The sequence below is a fragment of the Streptomyces sp. NPDC048185 genome, from assembly GCF_043202495.1.
Lineage (GTDB): Bacteria > Actinomycetota > Actinomycetes > Streptomycetales > Streptomycetaceae > Streptomyces.
This window is the reverse complement of the sequence record NZ_JBIDAN010000005.1, coordinates 30033-51902: the sequence shown is the minus strand read 5'-3', so window position 1 is coordinate 51902 and position 21870 is coordinate 30033. Positions and strand designations below refer to the sequence as shown.

The window sequence follows — 21870 nt, the reverse complement described above, 5'->3', positions numbered from 1 at the left end:
CCGTCGGCCCAGGCCAGGGACGTTACCGCATGCGCGACCACGGCGCGGAGCGCGCAGGCGACGTCCGGGGGCGGCCCGGACGGCACGGAAGGTGCCGACGGGCTTCGGGCGGGCGGTCGGCGTCGGCCGCCCGCGCCGGGCCGGCCGTCCGCCGCGCGGGCACGGGCCGGCCGTCCACCGCGCGGAGACGTGGGGTCCGTGGCGGCGGCACGGCGGACCGCCCGTGGAGCGGCGGTCCGGGGCCGCGGCCACGGCATGCGCTCCCCCGGCCGTGCCGTCCGGGCCCCGGGACGGCCGGGGCGCCCGGCCCGCGGCACGGCGTACCGCCCGCCGAGCGGCGGTCCGGGGCCGCGGCCACGGCATGCACTCCCCCAGCCGTGCCGTCGGGGCCCCGGGACGGCCGGGGCGCCCGGCCGCCCCGGCGGGGACCGGCGCCACCCGGGCCGGTCCGGAAGCCGCGGGCCGCGCGGGCGGCATAAGCTCGGTGAATGGCGAAGTACTTCGACGTGCACCCCGACAACCCCCAGCCGCGCAGCATCGCCCAGATCGCCGACAGCGTCCGCGCGGGCGCGCTGATCGCGTACCCGACCGACTCCTGTTACGCACTGGGCTGCCGGCTGGGCAGCCGCGACGGGACCGACCGCATCCGGTCGATCCGGCACCTGGACAACCGGCACCACTTCACCCTGGTGTGCCAGGACTTCGCGCAGCTCGGCCAGTTCGTACAGATCGACAACGACGTGTTCCGGGCGATCAAGGCGTCGACCCCGGGCAGTTACACCTTCATCCTCCCCGCGACCAGGGAGGTGCCGCGGATGCTCCAGCACCCGAAGAAGAAGACCGTCGGCGTGCGCATCCCCGACCACGTCGTCACGCAGGCTCTGCTGGCCGAGCTCGGTGAACCGCTGCTGTCCAGCACCCTCCTGCTGCCCGACGAGGAGGAGCCGATGACGCAGGGCTGGGAGATCAAGGACCGGCTCGACCACGTGGTGGACGCGGTGATCGACTCCGGCGAGTGCGGCACCGAACCGACCACGGTCGTCGACTTCTCCGGCGGGGAGGCGGAGATCGTGCGGCGGGGCGCCGGCGACACGACGCGCTTCGAGTAGCGGGCGGGCCGCCGGCCCCGGGGGGCGCGCCGCACCCCGGGGCCGGCGTGCCACGATGGCCGTGGTCCGCCGGTCGCCCGGCGGACCGGACGCCGAGACCCGATCGAGAAAGGCAGCCCCGCCATGACCGCCGTAGAGGGCAACGCCGTCGACATCCCCACCGCCGACGGAACCGCCGACGCCTACCTCGCGCACCCCGCTGACGGCGACGCGCATCCGGCGGTGCTGTTCTACATGGACGCCTTCGGCCTGCGCCCGCAACTGAGGGCCATGGCCGACCGGCTGGCCGGCGCGGGATACACCGTGCTGGTGCCCAACGTGTTCTACCGGCACGGGCGGGCCCCGGTCGTCGAGCTGCCGGAGTTCATCGACGCCGGGTCGCGGCCGCAGATCTTCCAGCACCTCGGTCCCCTCATGAAGGCGCTCACGCCGGACCGGGCGATGCGGGACGCGGACGCCTGGCTGCGGTGGCTCGCCGACAGCGCCCTCGTCGCCGACGGTCCGGTGGGAGTGACCGGCTACTGCATGGGCGCCGCGCTCGCCCTGCGCACCGCCGGCACGTTCCCGGACCGGGTCGCCGCCGCGGCCGGCTTCCACGGCGGGCACCTGGCGACCGAGGGGCCCGAGAGCCCGCACCTGGTGGCCGGGGACGTCACCGCCGAGCTGTACTTCGGGCACGCCGACGCGGACCCGGGCCTGCCGCCCGAGGAGCAGGAGCGCCTGGAGGCGGCCCTGACCGGGGCGGGCGTCCGCCACCGCTGCGAGGTCTACGCCGGGGCGCACCACGGCTACACGCAGGCCGACACCTCCGCCTACGACCCGGAGGCGACCGAGCGGCACTGGGAGGCGCTGCTCGGCCTGTTGAGGCGGACGCTCTGACCGCCGGGCCGCGGGGCAGGCCGCCGGCCGTCAACGCCCGGGAAGCGACGAGAAGTTGCCGCCGCTCCCCGGGTCCTCTCCACGTCCGGGCGGTTGTTACCGTTCCCCCGTGCCCGACTCCTCACGTGACACCGCCGCAGGCGCAGGCTGGGGCGGCGCCGAACACGGCGCCTACCGGTCCCTCATGCCACCCCGTACCGAGCAGCTCTCCTGGATGAGCCCGAAGACGCTGTGGGCCGCCCGCAACGGCGTGCTGGCCTCGCTGTTCGGCGACCCCACGGGCCGTACCCGCGGCCGCTGGGTCGCACAGCGGGCGGCTGCCGGGGCACCGGCCGACAAGATCGTCCGGCGCGACGACCCCGACCGCTTCTCCTTCCTGGTCATCGGCGACACCGGGGAGGGCGACGACCCTCAGTACGCGGTCGTCCCGGGGCTGCTGAAGGAGGGCCGCGACACGCGGTTCGCCGTGCTCGCCAGCGACGTGATCTACCCGGTGGGCAGCGCCGACGACTACGGCACGAAGTTCTTCCGCCCGTACCGGGACTATCCGGCGCCCGTCTACGCGATACCCGGCAACCACGACTGGTACGAGGACCTCGGCGGCTTCATGCGGGTCTTCTGCGACGACGCCCCGCCGCTGCCGCCCGAGCCCGCCCCGCGGCCCCTCAGCCGGGCCTGGCTGAGGTCCCTGCTGTGGCACCGGCCCCGCCCGGACGACGGCCGGCACCTGGACGAGGCCCGCACGCTGCGCTCCGCGCCCGCCCAGCAGGCCGTCCAGCCCGGCCCGTACTGGGCGATCGACGCCGGCCCGGTGCGGATCGTCGGCATCGACACGGGTCTGCTGGGCACCCTCGACGCCGAACAGGGCGCCTGGCTGCGCGAGGTCTCCCGCGGACCGCGGCCGAAGATCCTCGTCACCGGCTCGCCCCTGTACGTGGACGGCGAGCACCACCCGTGCGCCATCGAGGGCGGCGGCACCGTCGACGACATCGTCCGCGACCCCGCCCACGGCTATGTCGCGGCGATCGGCGGCGACATCCACAACTACCAGCGCTACCCGGTCGACGTGGACGGCCGCACCGTCCAGTACGTGGTCGCGGGCGGCGGCGGTGCGTTCATGCACGCCACCCACACCATCCCCCGCGTCTCGGTGGCCGGTGTCACCGAGGACGACTTCCGCTGCTATCCGCTGCGCGGCGACTCCCTCGCCTTCTACAGCGGGCTCTACGGGCGCAGGCTGCGGCTGCGGCGCTTCTTCACGCTGACGGAGGCCGAGGCGACGGCCGTGATCACCGAACGCCTCGGCATCCGCCCGGCCCGCGCCCCGGGTCCCGCCGCGCGGGTCACCCGGCGCACCCGACTGGTCGCCGGGCTGCTGGGCACGGGGCGTCGCCCCGACCGCCGCAAGCGGTTCCGGCTGCCCGTGCGCAAGATCTACACGCAGTTGTTCTCGCCGGGTTCGGCGACGTACAGCCCGCCCTTCTTCAAGTGCTTCCTGCGTCTGGACGTCTCCCCGGACGCGGTCCGGCTGCGCTGCTACGCCGCCACCGGCAACCGGGCCCAGGAGCTGGACCCGCCGGTCGAGGACGAGGTGACGATCCCGCTCGTGTGACCGGACGCCGGCTCACCGGCGGCCCGGCCCGCTCCCCCGAGGGGTGTTCGCCCGACGCGGCGACAGGGCCCGGCGGTCCCTCGGACCCGGCGGTCTATCGGACGGTGAACTCCCGTATCACCGTGTTCCGGAAGACCGCCCCGCCGTCGACCGTGAACAGGGCGAGCCCGCGGTCGATCAGGTACGGGAAGGCCGCCGTGGAGTGGGTGTACCGTCCGTCGTCCACGAACATCTCCACCGACGTGTGGTCCACCAGGACGCGCAGCCGCACCGTGCGGGCCGACGGGTCGAACGGCGAGCGGCTCTCCTGCCACCGTCCGGACGCGTCGGGGTTCACCGCGCCCCGGCGGTTGACGAAGGCGTAGTCCCCGTAGAAGCCGGCGTCGATGTGCCGGCCGCCGTCGCCGGAGCGGCGCAGCTGCACGCCGGCACCGGTCAGCCGGTCCCAGGTGATCTCGCAGGTCAGCTCGTACGCGGTGCCGGTGTAGCCGAGCACGCGGGTGCCGTCGACGGTGAGGTCGCCCAGCCGTACGGTGCGGGAGACGTGGGCGTCGAGCGAGGTCACCGGGCGCGAGGCGAGGTAGTGCGTGCCGGCCGGGTCGCGCTTCAGGCGGACCTCGCGGACGATCGAGTCGGTGCCGTTGAAGCCGTCGGTGTCGATGGTGGGCGTGGTGTTCGCGTAGTCCCAGTTGTTCAGCCAGCCGATGGCGTGGCGCACGCCGGCGTCGGGCGTGCCGTTGGCGTCGCGCTTCTCGAAGGTGACGGCGCCGTACCAGTCGAAGCCGTGGTCGAGCCACTGCGGGGCGGTGGCGTCGGCGGTGAACGCGCTGCCGTCGAAGGAGCCGGTCCAGTAGGCGTAGGTGTTGGGCAGCCCCGCGGCCTTGCCGTTGGCGCTCACCCCGAGCACCCACCTCGTCGTGCCGTCGTCGGCGGTGATGCGGAACAGGTCGGGGCACTCCAGGACGCCGAGCCCCTCCTCGGTGAACTCCCCGGCACGGGTCCAGCGCTTGAGGTCGGTGGAGTGGTAGAAGCCCACCCTGGTGCCCTCGGCGAGCGCCATCGCCCAGCGGCCGCGTTCGTCGTCGCGGATCACCTTGGGGTCGCGGAAGTCGCGCACGCCGGGGTTGGGCAGGACGGGCCCGGTGCCGTGAGGGGTGAAGGTGCGTCCGCCGTCGGCGGACCAGTACAGGTACTGCGCCTGCGAGGCGGGGCCGTCGTCGGGCGACATCGTGGCCAGGACGACGATGGCGCCGGCGCCGAAGCCCGCCGTGCCGTCGGTGTCCACCACGGCCGAGCCGGACCACACGTCCCCGTTCGGCGTGGTGTCCTTCGGCACCGCGGTCCCGCGGTCCGTGAAGGCGACCAGGTCGGTGCTGGTGGCCAGGCGCCAGGCGGTGCCCGCCTGGGTGCCGCCCGTGAAGTAGTCCGGGTTGTACAGGTAGAAGTAGCGGTACTCGCCGTCGATCCACACCGGACGCTGCGGGTCGTTCTTCCACTGGTCGGGGACCGTGAAGTGGTAGGCGGCGCGGTAGCGGGCGCAGCCGGCGGCGGGCTTCGGCCGGGGAGCGGCGGTGGCCGGCACCGCGGGCAGGACCGCGGCCGCCGCGCCGACGGCCGATCCGGCGAACAGGGCTCTCCTGGACATTCCACGCATCACTGCGTCGTTCCTCTCGTCGGTGGTGCGAGAGCGGCTCGGGACAGGCTCACGTGGAACCAGGACTGTAGACCTAACTCGTTAAAGGTCAAGCGGGCGCGACCCTTGACAGGCCCGCTCCGGGCTTCTCATCATCTGGGCATCGCACCTCGACTAACACGGGTTAGGCCCATTCGATGACCACCTCGCACCTCACTCGCCGGGCGCTCCTGCGCTACGGCGCCTACGGCACGGGAGCCGCCGCGCTGGCCGGCACCGCAGCGAGCTGGGACCGGCTCACCGGAGCCGACATTCCCGGCCGCGACGACGGCTCCCTGGTCGTCGCCACCCTCGGCTCCGCCTTCGACCCGGCGGCCGTCCGCGCCCTGCGCGAAGGCTTCCGGGAACTCCACCCCGACATCCCGCTCCGGGTGAACGCCGTCCAGGCCGTGGACTGGTCGGACTTCTTCGCCAAGATCCTCACCCAGATCGCGGCGGGCACCGCTCCCGACCTGGTCTACGTCGCCACGGAGGGCGTGCAGCTGTTCGCGCGGCGCCTCGGGGTGCCGCTGGACCGCTGGGTGAAGCGGGACGCGCACGAACTGCGCGAGTACTTCGCCGATGTCCACCCCTCGCTGGTGGAGTCGATGATGTACGAGGGCAGCCTCCACCAGCTGCCGGTGGAGTTCAACGCGGCCGACGTCTACCTCAACCGGGAGGTCCTGAGGCGGGCGGACGCGGACCTCCCGCCGGCCGACTGGGACCGGGACGACTTCACCGCGCTGCTGCGCCGGCTGAAGCGGTCGAGCGACTCCCACTTCACGCCGTACTTCTGGACGAACCGGCTGTGGGGCGGCGTGGTCCCGTGGCTGTTCGCGAACGGCACCAACCTGCTCGCCGAGTCCAGGGCGCCCGGCGGTTCCTGGCTGTGGGACACCTTCTACCCGGCCGACCTGAGGCGCGGGCGCGGCGGCGGGTACCGCTGGACCACCCCGCAGGCCACCGACGACCGGGTGACGGAGGTGTACGACCATCTCGCCTCGCTCATCCAGGAGGGCCTGTGCACCCGACCGGAGGGCGGCAACGGCAGCAACCTGGTCGGCGTGTTCTCCACCGGCCGCGTCGGCGTCACCCCCGCCGGCGGCTTCTGGTCGGGCGGCCTGCACCTGGCGGGCACGGACCCGGCCGGCTACGACGTGCAGTACTTCCCGCGGTGGCGCACCCACCGCCACCAGTTCGGCGCGGCCGGCTACGCGCTGCTGCGCACCTCCAGGAAGCAGGACGCCGCCTGGGAGTTCATCAAGTACGCCGCCCGCCGGGACACCCTGGCCCGGCTGTTCCGGGGCAACCAGACCACCCCGGCCCGCCGTTCGATGCTCACCGACGCCCGATACCGCACGACCGGCCCGGCCAACTGGCGGGTCTTCTACGACACCCTCGACCGGTTCCCCGACACCGGACCCATCCCCGCGCCGCCGCAGGTCGCCGAGGTCGAGCAGGTGCTGCTCAAGCACACCGGCGCCGCCCTGGCGTCCCCGGGCGCGGTGCGTCCGGCGCTGCGCAGGATGCAGGGCGACCTGGAGAAGGCCATGGAGCGTGACGTATGACGAACACCCAGGCCCCGGCCGTGCGGCCACGGCCCGCGGCGCCCGCCGCGGCGGTGCCGCGCCGCCCGGCCCGCGCTGACGGCACCCGGCTGCTGGCCGCGCTCTTCCTGGCGCCGACGATCATCGGCATCGTGGTCTTCACGGTCGTGCCGATCGCCGGTTCGGTCGTCCTCAGCCTCTTCCACTGGGACATCATCGAGTCCCCGTCCTTCGCCGGGGCGGCCAACTACCGCGAGGCGTTCGGCGACTCGACGGTGCTGGTGTCCTTCCGCAACACGCTGGTGTTCATGGTGCTCGCCGTCGCGCTGCAACTGCTGATCGCGCTGGTCCTGGCCCTCGCGGTGAACGGGCGGATGCCGGTGTGGCTGCGGTCGGTGTTCCGTTCGGCGTTCTTCTTCCCGCTGGTGCTGTCCGCCGCGTCGATCTCGGTGGTGATGAAGTACCTCTTCAACCAGGACTTCGGCGTGGTCAACTGGCTGCTCGGGCTGGTCGGGATCGCGCCGATGCCGTGGCTGACCTCCGAGAACGCGGCGATGGCCACCGTGGTCCTCGTCTACGTCTGGCAGCAGTTCGGCTTCTCGTTCCTGCTGTTCGTCGGCGGCCTGAACAACATCCCGAAGGAGATCCACGAGGCCGCCTCCCTGGACGGCGCGACCGGCCTGCGCAAGCACCTCGCCGTCACCCTGCCGCTGCTGTCCCCCACGCTGCTGGTCGCGTCGGTGGTCGGCATCATCAACGCGCTGCAGGTCTTCGAGCAGCCGTACGTCCTGACCGCCGGCGGGCCGGGCGACTCCACCCGCACCGTCGTGATGGTGATCTACGAGACCGCGTTCGAGCAGCTCCGGTTCGGCGAGGCGTCCGCGGTGGGCGTGCTGCTGTTCGTGCTGGTCATGGCGGTCACCGCCCTCCAGTTCCGGCTCAGCCGGCGTTTCGTCCACTACCAGTGAGCCGGTGAGCCCCATGAGTCAAGCAACCACGACCCTCCTGCGTGCGCGCCACGGCCTCGCCCCCTGGGCGCGGATCGCCGCACTGGCCGTGTGCGCCCTGCTGACCCTCGGTCCGGTGCTGTGGACGGTCTCCACCTCGCTGCGCACGCCCGCCGAGGCGTTCGACCTGCCTCCCAGCCTGATCCCGGCCGACCCGTCGGCCGAGGCCTACCGCGGGGTCTTCGACCAGCTCGACGTGTGGCTGCTCGCCCTCAACTCGACGCTGGTGACCGCGCTGATCGCCGTCGGCCAGATGGTCACGGCGGGTCTGGCCGGATATGCCTTCGCACGCCTGGAGTTCCGGTTCAAGAAGCCGCTGTTCGCCCTGGTGCTGGCGACCATGATGGTGCCCTTGCAGGTCACGATCGTGCCGGTGTTCCTGGTGCTGAAGTCCATGAGCCTGACCGACACGCTGCTCGGGCTGATCGTCCCGGCCTTCCCGACCGCCTTCGGCACCTTCCTGATGCGCCAGTACTTCATGGGCATGCCCAAGGACCTGGGCGAGGCGGCGATGCTGGACGGCGCGGGCCCGTGGCGGACCTTCCGTTCGGTGTACGCCCCGCTGGCCGCGCCCGGCCTCGCGATCGTCGGCGTCCTGGCCTTCAACTACCACTGGAACGAGTTCTTCCGGCCGCTGATCCTCGAGACCTCCAGCCAGAACTACACCCTGCCGCTGGGCCTGGTGTCCCTCCAGGGCAACCTCGGCACCGGATCGGTCTCCGTGGTCCTCGCCGGTGTCGTGCTGTCCATGATCCCCGCCGTCGCCGTGTTCGTCGTCGGCCAGCGCCCTCTTCGCGAGGGCATCACCTCCGCAGGAGTCAACCGTTGAGCCTCGCCGCTTCCCCGCACGATCCGCACGCCCCGCGCTTCCGGGTCCGCCCGCCCGCCAACTGGATCAACGACCCCAACGGGCCGTTCCGCTGGCGGGGCCGGTACCACCTGTTCTACCAGCACAACCCCGATGCCCCGGTGCACGCGAACGTCCACTGGGGCCACGCCTCAAGCGCCGACCTCGCCCACTGGGAGCACCACCCCGTCGCGCTCGCCCCGACGCCGGGCGGCCCGGACGAGGCGGGCTGCTGGTCGGGCTGCGTCGTCGACGACGGCGGGGTACCGACCGCGGTGTACACCGGCGTCGACCGCGCGCACACCGGGCTCGGCACGATCTGCCTGGCCCGGGCGGCCGATCCGCGGGACGCCTCGCTGACCGCGTGGCGGCCGCTGCCCGAACCGGTGGTCGGCGGGCCGCCCGCCGGTCTCGACGTGGTGATGTTCCGCGACCCGTTCGTGTTCCGGCACGACGGCCGCCGCTACGCGCTGGTCGGCGCGGGGCACGCCGACGGCACGCCGTCGGTCCTGCTGTACGACTGCGACGACCTGACCGACTGGCGGTTCCTCGGCGTCCTGCTCGACGGCCACGACCCCCTCGCCGCCGAGGCGTTCGGGGACAGGGCGGTCGGCTGGGAGTGCCCCCAGCTGTTCACGGCCCGCACCGGGGAGCAGGTGCTGGTCGTGTCGCTGTGGGACGGCGACCCGTGCTCCACCGGCTATCTGACGGGACGTCTGGAAGCATCGGGAGAGGGCGGGTTGCGCCTCGCGGCGCGGCGCGCCGGACGCCTGGACGACGGACGTGACTTCTACGCGCCCGCCGTCCTCCAGGAGCGCGGCCGGGCGCTGATGTGGGGCTGGTCCTGGGAGGCCCGCGACCGTGACGCGGCCGAACGCGCCGGGTGGGCGGGCGTCCTCACCGCACCCCGGGTCGTCGACGTGCACCCCGCGGACGGCTCCCTGAGGGTCGCCCCGGCCCCCGAACTGGACCTGCTGCGCTCAGCCGAGCCGTTCGTCACCACCCCGGCCCCGACCCCGCTCCCGGAGGCGTACGACCTGACGGTGACCGCACGCGGGAACACCACGGTGAGCCTCCTGCGCTCCCCGTCCGGCGCGGAGCTGACGGTGCGGGTGGACCCGGCCGAGGGCACGGTGACCCTGGACCGGAGCGGCTGGCCGCGGACGGGAGCCGGGGGCGCGGCGCCGGTCGTGGCGCGGGTGCCCCCGGGGGCGGAACTGACCGTGCGGATCCTCGTCGACGGTTCGCTGTACGAGCTGTTCGCCGGCGACGGAGCCATGGTCACCGAGCGTGTCTACCGGGAGCCCGACGACGTGGGCGAACTGGTCGTCACGGGGGCCGGCGCCGAGGTCACCGGGTGGGTGCCGGTCCCACCGACGCACGGCTGACCATCGGTCCGGCGACGCGGCGGACGGCGGCCGGCGGGGTCCGTCCGGTGTCGATGGCCTCCAGGAGCAGCCGGGCCGCGGCCTCGCCCATCTCCCGGTGCGGCAGCGCGACCGTGGTGAGGGGCGGGGAGAGGAAGGCCGCCATGTGCTCCTGGTCGTCGTAGCCCACCACGGACAGCTCGTCGGGGACGGTGATCCCGAGCCGGGTCGCGGCGTGCAGGACGCCCGCCGCGACCCGGTCGTTGTAGCAGAAGACCGCCGTGGGCCGCCGGCCGGCCGGGACGGAGCCGAGCAGCCGCAGGGCGCCCTCGTAGCCGCTGGAGATCTCGCCGCCCGTGCGCACGACCCACTCCTTGGGGACGGTGACGCCCTCCACCCGCAGGGCGTCCCGGAAGCCGCGCAGCCGCTCGGCGGAGGCGATGTCGTCCAGGCCGCCGACCACGGCCGGCCGGCGGTGCCCCGCGTCCAGGAGCAGCCTGGCGGCCGTGCGGCCCCCGGCGCGTTCGGCGGGGACGACGGCGGGCAGGGAGCCGTCCTCGGGCAGGCAGTTGGCCAGCACGGCGTGGGTGCGGTGCAGGCCCTCGGGGACGCGGACGCGGCGCAGGGACATGGCCGCGTAGACGATGCCGTCCACACGCCGGTCGAGGAGCTCGGCGACGGCCGCGTCCTCCTTGGCCGGGTCGCCGCCCGAGTCGACCGTCAGGACCAGGTGACCGCTGTCCCAGGCCGTCTCCATCGCGCCGCGCAGCAGCCGGCCCGCGAACGGCGAGGAGGCGATCTCGTCGGTGACGATGCCGATCACGGCCGTACGGCGGCGGCGCAGGCCGCGGGCGACGGGGTCGGGCCGGTAGCCGAGCTGGGCGGCGGCCTGCCGGATGCGCTCCTGGGTGGCGGGCGAGAGATTGCCCTCGGCCCGGCCGTTGAACACGAAGGAGACCGCGGTGTGCGACACGCCGGCGATCCGGGCGACATCCCGTGACGTGGGACGACCCGTTCCCGTCGTGCGCTTCTGCTCCGCGCTGTCCATGCCGTCGGCCGCCCTCGTCCCGCCCCGTCCGGTTGATCATTGCCCACCCTATCCGTGACGCTGGACGGGCGGCACACGGTCGTGACAGTCAAGGGAAAGGTCCGGCAGTGATCAGTATCCCGGCGTACACGCTCGACGACGGCACCACACTCCCCGCCCTGGGTCTGGGCACCTGGCCGATGAAGGACGACGAGGCGGAGCGGGCCGTCCGCGACGCCCTGGCGACGGGTTACCGCCTGATCGACACGGCCACGAACTACCGCAACGAGACCGGCGTCGGCCGGGGCGTGGCCGGCAGCGACGTCCCCCGCGAGGAGATCGTGGTGACGACCAAGCTGCCCGGCAGGCACCACGGCTACGAGGAGACGCTCGCCTCGTTCGAGGAGTCCCGCGCCCGGCTCGGCCTGGAGTACGTCGACCTGTACCTGATCCACTGGCCGCTGCCCCGGGTGGACCGGTACGTCGGCTCCTGGAAGGCCATGATCAAGCTGCGCGACGACGGTCTCGTGCGCTCGATCGGCGTCTCCAACTTCACGGCGGAGCACATCGAGCGGCTGGAGAAGGAGACGGGTGTCCTGCCCTCCGTGAACCAGATCGAGCTGCACCCGCTGTTCCCGCAGGACGACCTGCGCGCCTTCCACGCGCGCAAGGGCATCCGCACCGAGAGCTGGAGCCCGCTGGGCCGCGGCAGCGACGTGCTCGACGACCCGGCCGTCGCCGCCGTCGCCGAGGCGCACGGGGTGACGCCGGCCCAGGCGGTGCTGCGCTGGCACACCCAGCTCGGCGCGGTGCCGATCCCGAAGTCGTCGGACCCCGGGCGGCAGCGCGCGAACCTCGACGTGTTCGGTTTCACCCTGGACGACGCCCAGATGGACGCCGTCGCCGGCCGGCCCCACCGGCGGATCGGCGGGGACCCCGAGGTGCACGAGGAGTTCTGACGGGGTATCCGGCACCGGCCCTCTCCCTGCCGGTGTCCGCCCCGGCCCTCACTCCGGGGGCAGTGGCTGTTCGGCCCAGATGGTCTTGCCGTCGTCGGTCTGCCTGCTGCCCCAGCGCTGCGTGAGCTGGGCGACCAGCAGCAGTCCCCGGCCGCCCTCGTCGAAGGCGTGGGCCCGGCGCAGGTGCGGCGAGGTGGAGCTGGCGTCGGAGACCTCGCAGATCAGGGTGCGGTCGCGGATGAGGCGCAGCTGGACGGGCGGCTCGCCGTACCGGATCGCGTTGGTGACGAGCTCGCTGACGACGAGTTCGGTGACGAAGGCCGCCTCGTCCAGCCCCCACGCCGACAGCCGCTCGGTGACGGACCGCCGGACGCCGGCCACCTGCGCGGGGTCCGGGGGAACGTCCCACGTGGCGACCCGGTCCGTGCCCAGCGCCCGGGTACGGGCCAGCAGCAGCGCCACGTCGTCGCCGGGTTCCGCCGGCAGCACGGCCTTCAGCACGCTGTCGCACAGGGCGTCCAGCGAGTTCGCGGGCGCGGTCAGCGCGCGGCACAGCTCCGTGGTGGCGTGGTCGACGTCGTGGTCGGGGTCCTCGAGGAGACCGTCGGTGTACAGCGCGACGACGGAGCCCTCGGCCAGGACCACCTCGGTCGCCTCGAAGGGCAGCCCCCCGACGCCGAGCGGTGGCCCGGCGTTGACGGGGAGGAGGCGGGTGGTGCCGTCGGGGAGCACGACGGCGGGCGCGGGGTGGCCGGCGGAGGCCAGCGCGAGGCATGCGGTGACGGGGTCGTAGACGGCGTAGAGGCAGGTGGCGCCCAGTTCGGCGGCCTCGTCGTCGCCGCCGTCCGCGGCGAGGTGGGCGACGAGGTCGTCGAGGTGGGTGAGGAGTTCCTCGGGCGGCAGGTCCACGTCGGCGAGGGTGCGTACGGCCGTGCACAGGCGGCCCATGGTCGCGGAGGACGGGATGCCGTGGCCGACGACGTCGCCGACGACCAGGGCGACCCGGCTGCCGGAGAGCGGGATCACGTCGAACCAGTCGCCGCCGATGCCGGCCGCCGAGCCGGAGGGCAGGTAGCGGTGGGCCACCTCGACGGCGGACTGGCCGGGCAGGCCCTTGGGCAGGAGGCTGTGCTGGAGGGCGAGCGCGGTGGAGCGCTCGCGGGCGAAGCGGCGGGCGTTGTCGACGCAGACGGCGGCACGGCTGGCCAGTTCCTCGGCCAGCGCGATGTCGTCGGGGGCGAACGGGTCCCGGGGGGTGACGCGCATGGCCGTCGCGACGCCCATGGTGGTGCCGCGGGCCCGCAGCGGCACCGCGAGGGTGGAGCTGACGCGGTCGCGGAACGGACGGTTGGCGGGAAACTGCTCGTTGCGCGTCCGCATCCACCGGTCGAAGTCCGGGTCGCCCGGACCGGTGAGGACCGGCCGTCCCTCCCGGAGTGCCCGCGCAGGCGCGGACCAGGGCGGGTACACGTCGGTGTCGCCCAGGCGCACGGACGGCCTGGGAAGCCCCTGGGCGGCGGATTCGTGGGCGACGCGGCGCAGGACGATGTCCTCGGCCGGCACCGCGAGCGGTTCCTCGGCGCCGAGGACCCAGTCGAGCAGGTCGACGCTGGCGAACTCGGTGAACCGCGGGACGAGGATGTCGATCAGTTCCTCGGCGGTGCGCACCACGTCCAGGGAGGTGCCGATCGCGGTCGCGGCCTCGTTCAGCAGGGCCAGCCGCTGCCGGGCCCGGTGCTGCTCCGTGGTCTCGAACCCCGCCACGGCCACGGCGGCCACGTCACCGGCCCCGTCCCGGAGCGGCCACATCTCGATGGTCCAGGCGTGCTCGCCGAGCCGGGAGGAGGCGGGTGTGAGGGTCTCGTAGCGCGCGGACCGGCCCGTGTCGACGACCTGCCGAAGGTGCCGCAGGAAGCCCGACCCGTTGGCGTCGACCTCCTCCATGACCTCCGGCAGCTGCCGCCCGACCAGTTCCTCCTCCGGCACGCCCAGCATCCGCTGCGCCGTGTCGTTGACCCGCAGATAGCGCTGCCGGGTGTCGTGGACGGACATCGACAGGGACGCCTGCTGGAAGGTCTCCCCGGTCAGCAGGAGCGCTCCGGCGTCGTCCGGCTCGCCGGTCACCGCGTACCCGTCCGGCGTGCCGTCCGCCCCCAGCAGCGGGCAGCCGCGCAGGGACACGGTCACGGTGGAGCCGTCGCGGCGGCGGAGCACCGCGCTGCCGGACAGCTCCGACAGCGCCCCGGGCGGCACCTGCCGGGCGAGCAGGTCCCGAGCGGGCCGCCCCACGACCTCCTCGGCCGGATGGCCGGTCAGCCGCCGGGCGCCCTCGCTCCACCCCGTCAGTGTGCCGCGTGCGTCCAGGGTCGCCACGGCGGAGGCATGCTCCATAGCGTCCAGGATTGACCCCACACGAAGCGGTTTCAACCGCAGGCCGGTGGGTCCGGTGTGTTATCCGCGGTGAGCGCGCAGCGCGGCGAGGGCGCGGTCGGCGTGCGTGTTCATGCGCAGCTCGCTGCGGACGACCTCGAGCACGGTGCGGTCGGGCCCGATGACGAAGGTGACCCGCTTGGTGGGTGCCAGGCTCAGACCTCGTTTCACCCCGAACAGCTCGCGGACCGTGCCGTCGGCGTCGGAGAGCAGGGGCATGCCGAGGGTGTGGCGCCCCGCGAACTCCTGCTGGTGTTCGACGGGGTCGCCGCTGATGCCCACCGGCCGGGCACCGGCCGCGGCGAACTCGGCCGCGAGGTCGCGGAAGTGGCAGGCCTCCGCGGTGCAGCCCCGGGTCAGGGCGGCCGGGTAGAAGAAGAGCACGACCGGCCCGTCGGCGAGCAGTGCGGACAGGCTGCGCGCGGTGCCGGTCTCGTCCGGCAGCGTGAAGTCGTCGACCGTGTCACCGACGGCCGGGACGCGGCTCACGACCGGCCCTCGCAGCCCTTGGCGACGCCGCGGGCCCAGAGCACCAGCGGCAGCTGGACGGGCAGCCGGCCGAAGGCGGCGGCCTTCTGCGGGGCGGGGCGGTGCCGCCAGTCGACGGCCATCTTCACGTTCGCCGGGAACACGCCGACGAAGAAGGCCGAGGTGGCCAGTGCGGCGGCCTTGCGGGTGCGGGGGACGGCGAGGCCGGCGGCGAGCGCCAGTTCGGCGGCGCCGCTGGCGTACGTCCATGCCCGGGGCGTTCCCGGCAGGCTGCGCGGCACCGTCGCGTCGAAGGGGCGGGGCCGGGCGAAGTGGGCGACGCCCGCGGTGGCCAGCAGGCCGGCGAGCAGCAGCGGTGAGCGTTCGGACCGGGACACGGTTCCTCCTCTGGGGGCCTGCCGCGCGATATTACTGGACGGTACGGGCCGGGGTGCCGCCGGTTCGGTCACGGCGGTTGTGGGTGCCCGGTGTGTAGCCGAACGAGCGGCGGAAGACGTCGATGAACGCGCTGGCCGAGGAGTAGCCGCAGCGGTGGGCGACGGTGGTCACGGGCATGTCGTCGGCGAGCATCCGCAGGGCGTGGTAAAGGCGGGACTGGGTGCGCCACTGGGGGAAGGTCATGCCGAACTCGCCGCGGAAGAGACGGCTGAGGGTGCGTTCGCCCGCCCCGGTGGCGGCGCCGAGCGCGGCCAGCGTGCGGGTGTCGGCGGGGTCGGCGTGGACGAGTGCGCAGACGGCGGCCAGCCGGGGGTCGGCGGGGGTGGGCAGGCGCAGCGGCTGCTGAGGGGAGGCGCGCAGCTGGTCGCGCAGGACGCCGAGGAGGCGGCGGCGTTCGGGGCCGGTGTCGGCGGGGTCGCGGGTGTAGGCGACGATCAGCTCGCGCAGCAGCGGGCCGACGGCGAGGACGACCGGGGTGTCCAGGCCGAGCGGGTTGTCGCCGGCGGGCAGTCCCACCAGGTGCAGGTCCAGCCGGCCGTGGGCCCGGTGGGCGTGCACGGTGCCTGCCGGGATCCAGATGGCCCGGGTGCCCGGCGCGAACCAGGTACCGGCTTCGGTGGTGACGGCGACGACTCCGGAGCCCGCGTAGACGATCTGGTGGTCGTCGTGCCGGTGCGCGTCGATGCGCTGCCCGGCGGCCAGGCACTGGGCCCGGGTGGGGGCGGTCGGAGTATGACGCACACGGGGTCCGCGGCGCGTAGCCGACGGGGCGGGGGGCGAGGCGTCGGGGGCACGGTGCGCGGCGCCCCCGGCCTCCGGGGCGCGGTGCGCGATGCCCCCGGCCTCCGGGGCGGCTTGCGCGATGCCCCCGGCCTCCGGGGCGCGGTGCGCGGCGCCCCCGGCCTCCGGGGCGGCTTGCGCGGTGCACCCGGCCTCGGGGGCCCGGGGCGAGGGTTTCTCGGGCTCGCGGGTGCGTCGTGCGGGCGGCGGTGCTTCGGGGGCCGGGGGCACGGTGCCGGGGGCGGGGCTCCTGGACTGGCGGGTGTTCGACACGAACGGGCAGATTATCGGAAGCGGGCCAGGAGTGCCGGGCTGGACGATCGACCGGTGACCGTCAACCGCAACCGGCCCATCGTCCTGCTGGCCCTCGGGCACGCCTGCGTCGACCTGTACCAGGGCGCGGTGGCCGCCCTGGTCCCGTACTTCGTCGCCGAGCGCGCCTACACCTACGCCGCCGCCTCCGGCGTCGTACTCGCCGCCTCGCTGCTGTCGTCGCTGGTGCAGCCGCTGTTCGGGGCGCTCACCGACCGGTGGGCGCTGCCGTGGCTGCTGCCGCTGAGCACGCTGACCGGCGGGGCCGGGGTGGCCCTGAGCGGCGTCACCGACTCCTACGCGCTCACCCTCGCCGCGGTCGCCCTCGGGGGCGTCGGCGTCGCCGCCTACCACCCGGAAGCGGCCCGCGCGGCACGTGACGCCGCGCGCGGCAGCAACACCGCGATGGGATGGTTCTCGCTGGGCGGCAACGCCGGTTTCGCGCTGGCACCGCCGCTGGTCTGGGCCGTCGTGGCCACCGGCGGCCTCGGCGCCTCCCCCCTGCTCGCCGTCCCGGCCGTCGCCGGCGCGGTCCTGTGCGTGGCGGCGGTGCGCTCGGCCGGAGCCGTCCGCGGGCCGGGGGGCCGTACGGTGACGGCGGCGGGCTCGGACGACTGGGCGTCGTTCCTCCGTCTCACCGGTGCCGTGGTCTGCCGTTCGGTCGTCTTCGTCGGGCTGAGCACGTTCGTGTCGCTCTACGTCCGGGAGCGCACCGGCGGGGGTGCCGCGGCGGGGACGGCCGCGCTGTTCGTGCTCTACCTGGGCGGCGCGGTGGGCACGGTGGCCGGGGGCCGGCTCGCCGACAAGTACGGGCGGCTGAAGGTGGTGCGCCGGTCGTACGCCCTGACGGTCCTGGCCGTCGCCGGGCTCGTCCTGGTGCCCGGACCCGCGGCGTACGTGTTCGTCGCGCTGACGTCGGCCGGGCTGTACGTGCCGTTCTCCCTGCACATCACCCTGGGCCAGGACTTCCTGCCCCGGCGCGTGGGCACGGCAAGCGGGGTTACCCTGGGGCTGACCGTGAGCGTCGGCGGCCTCGCCGCTCCCGCGCTCGGCGCCCTCGCCGACGCCACGACGCTGCGGGCCGCCCTGCTGCCGCTGGTGGTGCTGCCCGCGCTGGGCGGACTGCTGCTGCACGGCCTGCGCGAGCCGCTCCCGGTGCCCGCCGCGGGGAAGCCCGCCCCGCACGACGCCGACGTGCGGTGAGCGTGCTGTCCCGGCCCGGCAGCCGGACGTCACCCCGCGATGCGGGCTTCGATGCCGTCGAGCAGGAAGTCGAGGCCCATCCGGAAGGTGTGGTCGGCGTCCAGGTGGGCGGCATCGCGCACCACCCGGGCCAGCGCCGGGAGCCGGCCGGTGGCGAAGGTCCGTTCCAGATAGGGCCCGAGTGAGGCCTGCCAGCGCTTCTCGTCCATCCCGGTGGCCCGCTCGGCACGTCGCTCGGCGATTTCCCGGCGCACCGCGCCGATCACGTACGCGTTGACCGCGCCGACCACCGGCATGACGACGTCCACGTCGATGCCGCCCAGTGCGGCCACCACGGTCTCCCCGGTGGCCAGCGCGTTCGGCCCGAGCTGGGGTCGGCCACCCAGGAGGTCGGCGAGCCATTCGTGCTCGTGAACGGCGTGCCGCGTGGTCTCGGCCAGAGACCGCAGCACCTCCCGCCAGCCGTCTCCGGCCGGCCGGATCTCGGCGTGGACGGCGTCGACCATCAGGTCGAGCAGCTCCTCCTTGCTGGTGATGTAGCCGTACAGGCGCATCGGCCCGACGCCCAGCGCGGCGGCGACCTTGCGCAGCGACACCGCGTCCAGGCCGTCCGCGTCGGCGAGCTGGATCGCCGCTCGCACGATCCGGTCCCGGCTCAACGGGGCCGGAACGGGTCGATTCGGTGGTTCCGGCCTCTCCCACACCAACATGCCGATCACCCTACACAGTTCGATACACTGTATCGATCAGTACGGCGTATCGACGTAGCGGAGGGGAAGGCACTCATGACCATCGCCATCGTCGGAGCGGGCCTCGGCGGCCTGACTCTGGCCCGTGTGCTGCATGTGCACGGCATCGAGGCCGTCGTCCATGAACGGGAATCGGCACGCGGCGCGCGCGGTCAGGGCGGCATGCTCGACATCCACTCCGGGCAGCGGGCGCTGCGCGAGGCCGGCCTGATCGACCGGTTCTTCGCGATCGCCCGTGGCGAGGGCCAGGACATGCGCCTCCTCGAGCCGGACGGCACCCTGCTGTTCCAGGAGGACACCCCCGACGACGCTCCGCTCGACCGGCCCGAGGTCGACCGCGCCGACCTGCGGAACCTGCTGCTGGACTCCCTCCCCGGCGACACGGTGCGCTGGGGGCAGGCGTTCACCTCCGCCTCCACCGACAAGGGCCTGCTGCACTTCGCCGACGGCGGCAGCGCGTCGTACGACCTGCTGGTCGGCGCGGACGGCGCACACTCCCGGGTCCGCGCGCTGCTCACCGACGCCCGTCCGGTGCACATGGGCCAGAACGTCGTCGAGGTCGGCATTCCCGACATCGACCGCACGCACCCCGACCTCGCGGCGATGCTCGGGCGCGGCAACTACTGGGTGCTCGGCGACGGGATGTCCCTGGCGGCGCAGCGCAACGGTGACGGCCGCGTCCGCATCGGCATCAGCTTCTACGGCACCGGCGAGGACTGGTTCGCCACCAGCGGGATCCCGTTCGACGACCCGGCCGCCGCCCGGGCGCGGCTGATCGACCTGCTCCCCGGCTGGGACTCACGGTTCACCGCGCTGATCGCGGCCTGTGACGACACGATCGTGCCACGGTCGGTCTTCACTCTCCCGGCCGGCCTGACCTGGCCGTCGACGCCGGGCGTCACGCTGCTCGGCGATGCCGCGCACCTGATGCCGCCGGTGGGAGAGGGCGCCAACATGGCGCTGCTCGACGGCGCACTGCTCGGCCTCGCACTCGCGGCGCACCCGGACGACTTTCCCGCCGCCGTCGAGGAATACGAACGCGAGATGTTCGAACGCAGCAGCGCTGCCGCCCGGATGTCCGTGAGGATGCAGGAACTGCTGACGTCACCGGACGCCGCCCGGCAGATGCTCGCCTTCTTCCAGGGCTGAACGGACCAGAGCCGTACTCGGTGTCACGGCGAGCCGTCGACCCTCGGCGGGGGCGGCCCGTCACAGACGTGCCGCCCTGCGTTCGCCGCGCAGCAGCCATGCCAGGTAGGCGCCGCCGGCGATGCCGGTGACCACGCCGACCGGCAGCAGGGCGGAGCCCGTCAGACGCTGGGTGGCCAGGTCGGCCGCGGTGACCAGGAGTGCGCCCGTCCATCCGGCGGACAGCACGTTCGGGCCCGCCGCCCGCGTGATCCGGCGGGCGAGTTGCGGGGCCGCCATCGCCACGAACGGGACGGGTCCGGCCGCCGCCACCGCCATGGCGGTGAGTCCCGTGCCCGCACCGATCAGCACCAGCCGGCTCCGCTCGGGCGGCACTCCGAGCGCGGCCGCGGTGTCGTCGCCCATCTCGAGCATCGTCAGCCGGCGCCCGTGGATCAGGACGACGGGGATCAGCACCACCAGCCCCAGCGCCGCGATGCGGACCTCGCCCCAGCCCCGGGCGTTGAGCGACCCGATCGTCCAGGCGGCGGCCTGGGCCGCCTTGCCGATGTCGGCGCGCAGGTACAGGAAGCTGGTCGCCGCGCCGAGCACGGAGGAGGCGCCGATGCCGACGAGGACCAGCCGGTAGCCGTGCACGCCGCGCTTCCAGGCCAGCAGGTACACGGCGGCGGCGGTGGCCACGCCGCCGCACACCGCGCCGACGGCGGTCTGCGCCGCGCCCGCGTCGCAGAGGATGATCGCGACCAGCGCACCGGCCGAGGCGCCGTTGCCGAAACCGATGATGTCGGGGCTGCCCAGCGGGTTGCGGGTCAGTGACTGGAACACCGCCCCCGCCGTGCCCAGCCCGAAGCCCGCCAGCGCGGCCACCAGGGCGCGGGGCAGCCGCAGGTCGAGCACCACGAACCCGGCGCCGGGCGGCCCGTCCCCGGCGAGGGTGCGCAGCACCTCGGGCGGCGAAAGTTCGTACGTGCCGGTTCCGATGGCCGACACCATGGCGCACACCGTGAGCGCCGCGAGCGCGACGCAGACCAGCAGGGCGCGGGTGTCGTAGCGCAGCGACCAGCGGCCCGTGCGCAGCAGTCCGCGCCGCACGCCGACGCGGGCCCGCGCGGTGTCGTCCTTCACGAGGCTCACAGCTGGGCCACCTTCCGCTGCCGTACGAGATGGATGAAGAGCAGTCCGCCGATGAACGCGGTGACCGTGCCGACCTCGATCTCGGACGGCGGCACGACGATGCGTCCGACCACGTCCGAGACGAGGAGCAGCACCGGCGCGTACAGCGCGCAGAAGGGCATGAGCCGTCGGGGGTCGGGGCCGCAGAACGCGCGGGCGGCGTGCGGGACCATCAGGCCGATGAAGCCGATCGGCCCGCACACGGCGGTGGCACCACCGCACAGCAGGGTGATGGCGACGACGGACAGCATTCGCACGCGCCGCACCCGGGTGCCCAGCGCCAGCGCGTGGTCCTCGCCGAGGGAGATCGCGCCGAGCGGCCGGGCCAGCGCGAAGGCGAGCAGGGCACCGGCCGCGAGCAGCGGCGCCACGGTGAGCAGCAGGGAGGTGTCGCGTTTGGCGAGGGTGCCGACCGACCAGTACCGCATCTCGTCCAGCGTGCTCAGGTGCCACAGTGACAAGCCGTTGACGTAGCCGAACAGGGCGGCGTTGACGGCGGTTCCGGCGAGGGCGAGGCGGACCGGGGTGGCCCAGCGGCCGCCTCCGAGGGTGTTGACGGCGGTGGCGGCGAGGGCGGCTCCGGCCACCGCGAACCACAGGTACCCGGTGAAGGACGTGATGCCGAGGACGCCGATCGCGGTGACGACGGCGGCCGACGCGCCGGCGTTGACGCCGAGCAGGCCCGGGTCGGCGAGCGGATTGCGCGTCAGGGTCTGCATCACGGCGCCCCCGAGGCCGAGGGCCGCGCCGACGGCGGCGCCGATGAGGGTGCGGGGCAGTCGCAGATCCCGCACGATCGCGTCGTTCTCCGTGCCGGACGGGGAGTACAGGGCCGTCCAGACCTGGTCGAGGGGGATCTGTTTGGTGCCCACGGCCAGGGAGAGGGCGGCGGCCGCCACCAGCAGGACGACACCGAGGAGCAGGGCCGCCGCATGCCTGGAGCCTGTGGGGCGGGGCCTGTTCGTGCCGTGCGCCCGGCCCGGTGGAGCGAGCGCCGTCGTGGCGCTCACGAGGCCGCCGACCGGGGCGCGCGGTGGCGGACGACGGTCGCCGGCTCGGCCGGGTGCAGTACACACATTCCGATGGACATGTGCTTAGCTTAGGCTAACCTAACTAGTACT

At 74.0% G+C, this 21870-nt stretch carries 19 protein-coding genes; 10 read left to right on the top strand and 9 right to left on the bottom strand.

All coding sequences use genetic code 11. The features are described from left to right. The first annotated feature begins 488 nt into the window (after positions 1-488). The 3 genes from ACGF3H_RS16205 to ACGF3H_RS16195 all read left to right on the top strand — a co-directional run bounded on the left by ACGF3H_RS16205 (position 489) and on the right by ACGF3H_RS16195 (position 3600). Positions 489-1109 carry an L-threonylcarbamoyladenylate synthase gene (locus ACGF3H_RS16205; RefSeq protein ID WP_362500144.1) on the top strand — a complete coding sequence of 207 codons (621 nt, stop codon included), beginning with the start codon at positions 489-491 and terminating at the stop codon, positions 1107-1109. 123 nt (positions 1110-1232) lie between these two features. Next, positions 1233-1988, top strand: coding sequence for a dienelactone hydrolase family protein (locus ACGF3H_RS16200; RefSeq protein ID WP_362500145.1), 756 nt, complete (start codon positions 1233-1235; stop codon positions 1986-1988). Between the two features lie 109 nt (positions 1989-2097). After that, the gene (locus ACGF3H_RS16195) at positions 2098-3600 is read left to right on the top strand and encodes a metallophosphoesterase (protein WP_362500146.1); all 1503 of its coding nucleotides are present in this window, start codon (positions 2098-2100) and stop codon (positions 3598-3600) included. A 94-nt stretch (positions 3601-3694) separates the two neighbouring features. On the opposite strand, the gene ACGF3H_RS16190 is transcribed toward ACGF3H_RS16195, so the two are convergent. Further along, a complete protein-coding gene (locus ACGF3H_RS16190; RefSeq protein WP_362500147.1) occupies positions 3695-5254 on the bottom strand; it encodes a GH32 C-terminal domain-containing protein in 1560 nt (519 codons plus the stop codon). Positions 5255-5430: 176 nt separating this feature from the next. Between ACGF3H_RS16190 and ACGF3H_RS16185 the strand changes: the two genes are divergently transcribed. From ACGF3H_RS16185 to ACGF3H_RS16170, 4 genes are read left to right on the top strand one after another with little or no spacing between them, the layout of a single operon-like run. After that, positions 5431-6840 (top strand): extracellular solute-binding protein, encoded by a 1410-nt coding sequence (locus ACGF3H_RS16185; RefSeq protein ID WP_362500148.1) that lies wholly within the window; start codon positions 5431-5433, stop codon positions 6838-6840. After that, positions 6837-7787, top strand: a complete 951-nt coding sequence (locus tag ACGF3H_RS16180) for a carbohydrate ABC transporter permease (protein WP_393816495.1) — start codon at positions 6837-6839, stop codon at positions 7785-7787. Before ACGF3H_RS16185 ends, ACGF3H_RS16180 begins: the two co-directional genes overlap by 4 nt. A 13-nt stretch (positions 7788-7800) precedes the next feature. Further along, the gene (locus ACGF3H_RS16175) at positions 7801-8655 is read left to right on the top strand and encodes a carbohydrate ABC transporter permease (RefSeq protein WP_362500149.1); all 855 of its coding nucleotides are present in this window, start codon (positions 7801-7803) and stop codon (positions 8653-8655) included. Then, on the top strand, positions 8652-10061 hold the full coding sequence (locus ACGF3H_RS16170) for a glycoside hydrolase family 32 protein (RefSeq protein ID WP_362500150.1): 1410 nt from the start codon (positions 8652-8654) through the stop codon (positions 10059-10061). The genes ACGF3H_RS16175 and ACGF3H_RS16170 overlap by 4 nt, the downstream gene beginning before the upstream one ends. Here the strand turns inward: ACGF3H_RS16170 and ACGF3H_RS16165 are convergent. Further along, entirely contained in the window at positions 10024-11088 is a 1065-nt protein-coding gene (locus ACGF3H_RS16165; RefSeq protein ID WP_362500151.1) for a LacI family DNA-binding transcriptional regulator, read from the bottom strand. The two genes, ACGF3H_RS16170 and ACGF3H_RS16165, sit on opposite strands and share 38 nt — an antisense overlap. Positions 11089-11195: 107 nt before the next feature. Here ACGF3H_RS16165 and ACGF3H_RS16160 point away from each other — a divergent pair, with 107 nt between their 5' ends. Then, entirely contained in the window at positions 11196-12026 is an 831-nt protein-coding gene (locus ACGF3H_RS16160; protein ID WP_362500152.1) for an aldo/keto reductase, read from the top strand. A 48-nt stretch (positions 12027-12074) separates the two neighbouring features. Here ACGF3H_RS16160 and ACGF3H_RS16155 read toward each other — a convergent pair whose 3' ends face one another. From ACGF3H_RS16155 to ACGF3H_RS16140, 4 genes are read right to left on the bottom strand one after another with little or no spacing between them, the layout of a single operon-like run. Continuing rightward, the gene (locus tag ACGF3H_RS16155) at positions 12075-14417 is read right to left on the bottom strand and encodes a SpoIIE family protein phosphatase (RefSeq protein ID WP_362500153.1); all 2343 of its coding nucleotides are present in this window, start codon (positions 14415-14417) and stop codon (positions 12075-12077) included. A 60-nt stretch (positions 14418-14477) separates the two neighbouring features. Continuing rightward, positions 14478-14945 (bottom strand): peroxiredoxin, encoded by a 468-nt coding sequence (locus ACGF3H_RS16150; protein ID WP_362500154.1) that lies wholly within the window; start codon positions 14943-14945, stop codon positions 14478-14480. Beyond that, positions 14942-15322, bottom strand: a complete 381-nt coding sequence (locus ACGF3H_RS16145) for a DoxX family protein (RefSeq protein ID WP_362500155.1) — start codon at positions 15320-15322, stop codon at positions 14942-14944. The genes ACGF3H_RS16150 and ACGF3H_RS16145 overlap by 4 nt, the downstream gene beginning before the upstream one ends. A 31-nt stretch (positions 15323-15353) precedes the next feature. Beyond that, positions 15354-16124 (bottom strand): helix-turn-helix transcriptional regulator, encoded by a 771-nt coding sequence (locus ACGF3H_RS16140; protein ID WP_362500156.1) that lies wholly within the window; start codon positions 16122-16124, stop codon positions 15354-15356. 366 nt (positions 16125-16490) lie between these two features. Between ACGF3H_RS16140 and ACGF3H_RS16135 the strand changes: the two genes are divergently transcribed. Continuing rightward, positions 16491-17678 (top strand): MFS transporter, encoded by a 1188-nt coding sequence (locus tag ACGF3H_RS16135; RefSeq protein WP_362500157.1) that lies wholly within the window; start codon positions 16491-16493, stop codon positions 17676-17678. A 29-nt stretch (positions 17679-17707) separates the two neighbouring features. On the opposite strand, the gene ACGF3H_RS16130 is transcribed toward ACGF3H_RS16135, so the two are convergent. Next, the gene (locus ACGF3H_RS16130) at positions 17708-18388 is read right to left on the bottom strand and encodes a TetR/AcrR family transcriptional regulator (protein ID WP_362500158.1); all 681 of its coding nucleotides are present in this window, start codon (positions 18386-18388) and stop codon (positions 17708-17710) included. Between the two features lie 75 nt (positions 18389-18463). Here ACGF3H_RS16130 and ACGF3H_RS16125 point away from each other — a divergent pair, with 75 nt between their 5' ends. Continuing rightward, positions 18464-19576 (top strand): NAD(P)/FAD-dependent oxidoreductase, encoded by a 1113-nt coding sequence (locus tag ACGF3H_RS16125; RefSeq protein ID WP_362500159.1) that lies wholly within the window; start codon positions 18464-18466, stop codon positions 19574-19576. Between the two features lie 60 nt (positions 19577-19636). Here the strand turns inward: ACGF3H_RS16125 and ACGF3H_RS16120 are convergent, their stop codons facing one another. Then, positions 19637-20701: a FecCD family ABC transporter permease gene (locus ACGF3H_RS16120; protein WP_393816507.1), complete on the bottom strand. Its 1065-nt coding sequence runs from the start codon at positions 20699-20701 to the stop codon at positions 19637-19639. A 5-nt stretch (positions 20702-20706) separates the two neighbouring features. Next, positions 20707-21759 (bottom strand): iron chelate uptake ABC transporter family permease subunit, encoded by a 1053-nt coding sequence (locus tag ACGF3H_RS16115; RefSeq protein ID WP_362500161.1) that lies wholly within the window; start codon positions 21757-21759, stop codon positions 20707-20709. Positions 21760-21870 lie beyond the last annotated feature (111 nt).

Bases quoted from the DNA above. Each gene is read 5' to 3' on its own strand.
- ACGF3H_RS16190 (WP_362500147.1), bottom strand. From the start codon at position 5,254: ATGCGTGGAATGTCCAGGAGAGCCCTGTTCGCCGGATCGGCCGTCGGC.
- ACGF3H_RS16185 (WP_362500148.1), top strand. From the start codon at position 5,431: ATGACCACCTCGCACCTCACTCGCCGGGCGCTCCTGCGCTACGGCGCC.
- ACGF3H_RS16205 (WP_362500144.1), top strand. From the start codon at position 489: ATGGCGAAGTACTTCGACGTGCACCCCGACAACCCCCAGCCGCGCAGC.
- ACGF3H_RS16125 (WP_362500159.1), top strand. From the start codon at position 18,464: ATGACCATCGCCATCGTCGGAGCGGGCCTCGGCGGCCTGACTCTGGCC.
- ACGF3H_RS16175 (WP_362500149.1), top strand. From the start codon at position 7,801: ATGAGTCAAGCAACCACGACCCTCCTGCGTGCGCGCCACGGCCTCGCC.
- ACGF3H_RS16130 (WP_362500158.1), bottom strand. From the start codon at position 18,388: ATGTTGGTGTGGGAGAGGCCGGAACCACCGAATCGACCCGTTCCGGCC.
- ACGF3H_RS16155 (WP_362500153.1), bottom strand. From the start codon at position 14,417: ATGGAGCATGCCTCCGCCGTGGCGACCCTGGACGCACGCGGCACACTG.
- ACGF3H_RS16180 (WP_393816495.1), top strand. From the start codon at position 6,837: ATGACGAACACCCAGGCCCCGGCCGTGCGGCCACGGCCCGCGGCGCCC.
- ACGF3H_RS16200 (WP_362500145.1), top strand. From the start codon at position 1,233: ATGACCGCCGTAGAGGGCAACGCCGTCGACATCCCCACCGCCGACGGA.
- ACGF3H_RS16165 (WP_362500151.1), bottom strand. From the start codon at position 11,088: ATGGACAGCGCGGAGCAGAAGCGCACGACGGGAACGGGTCGTCCCACG.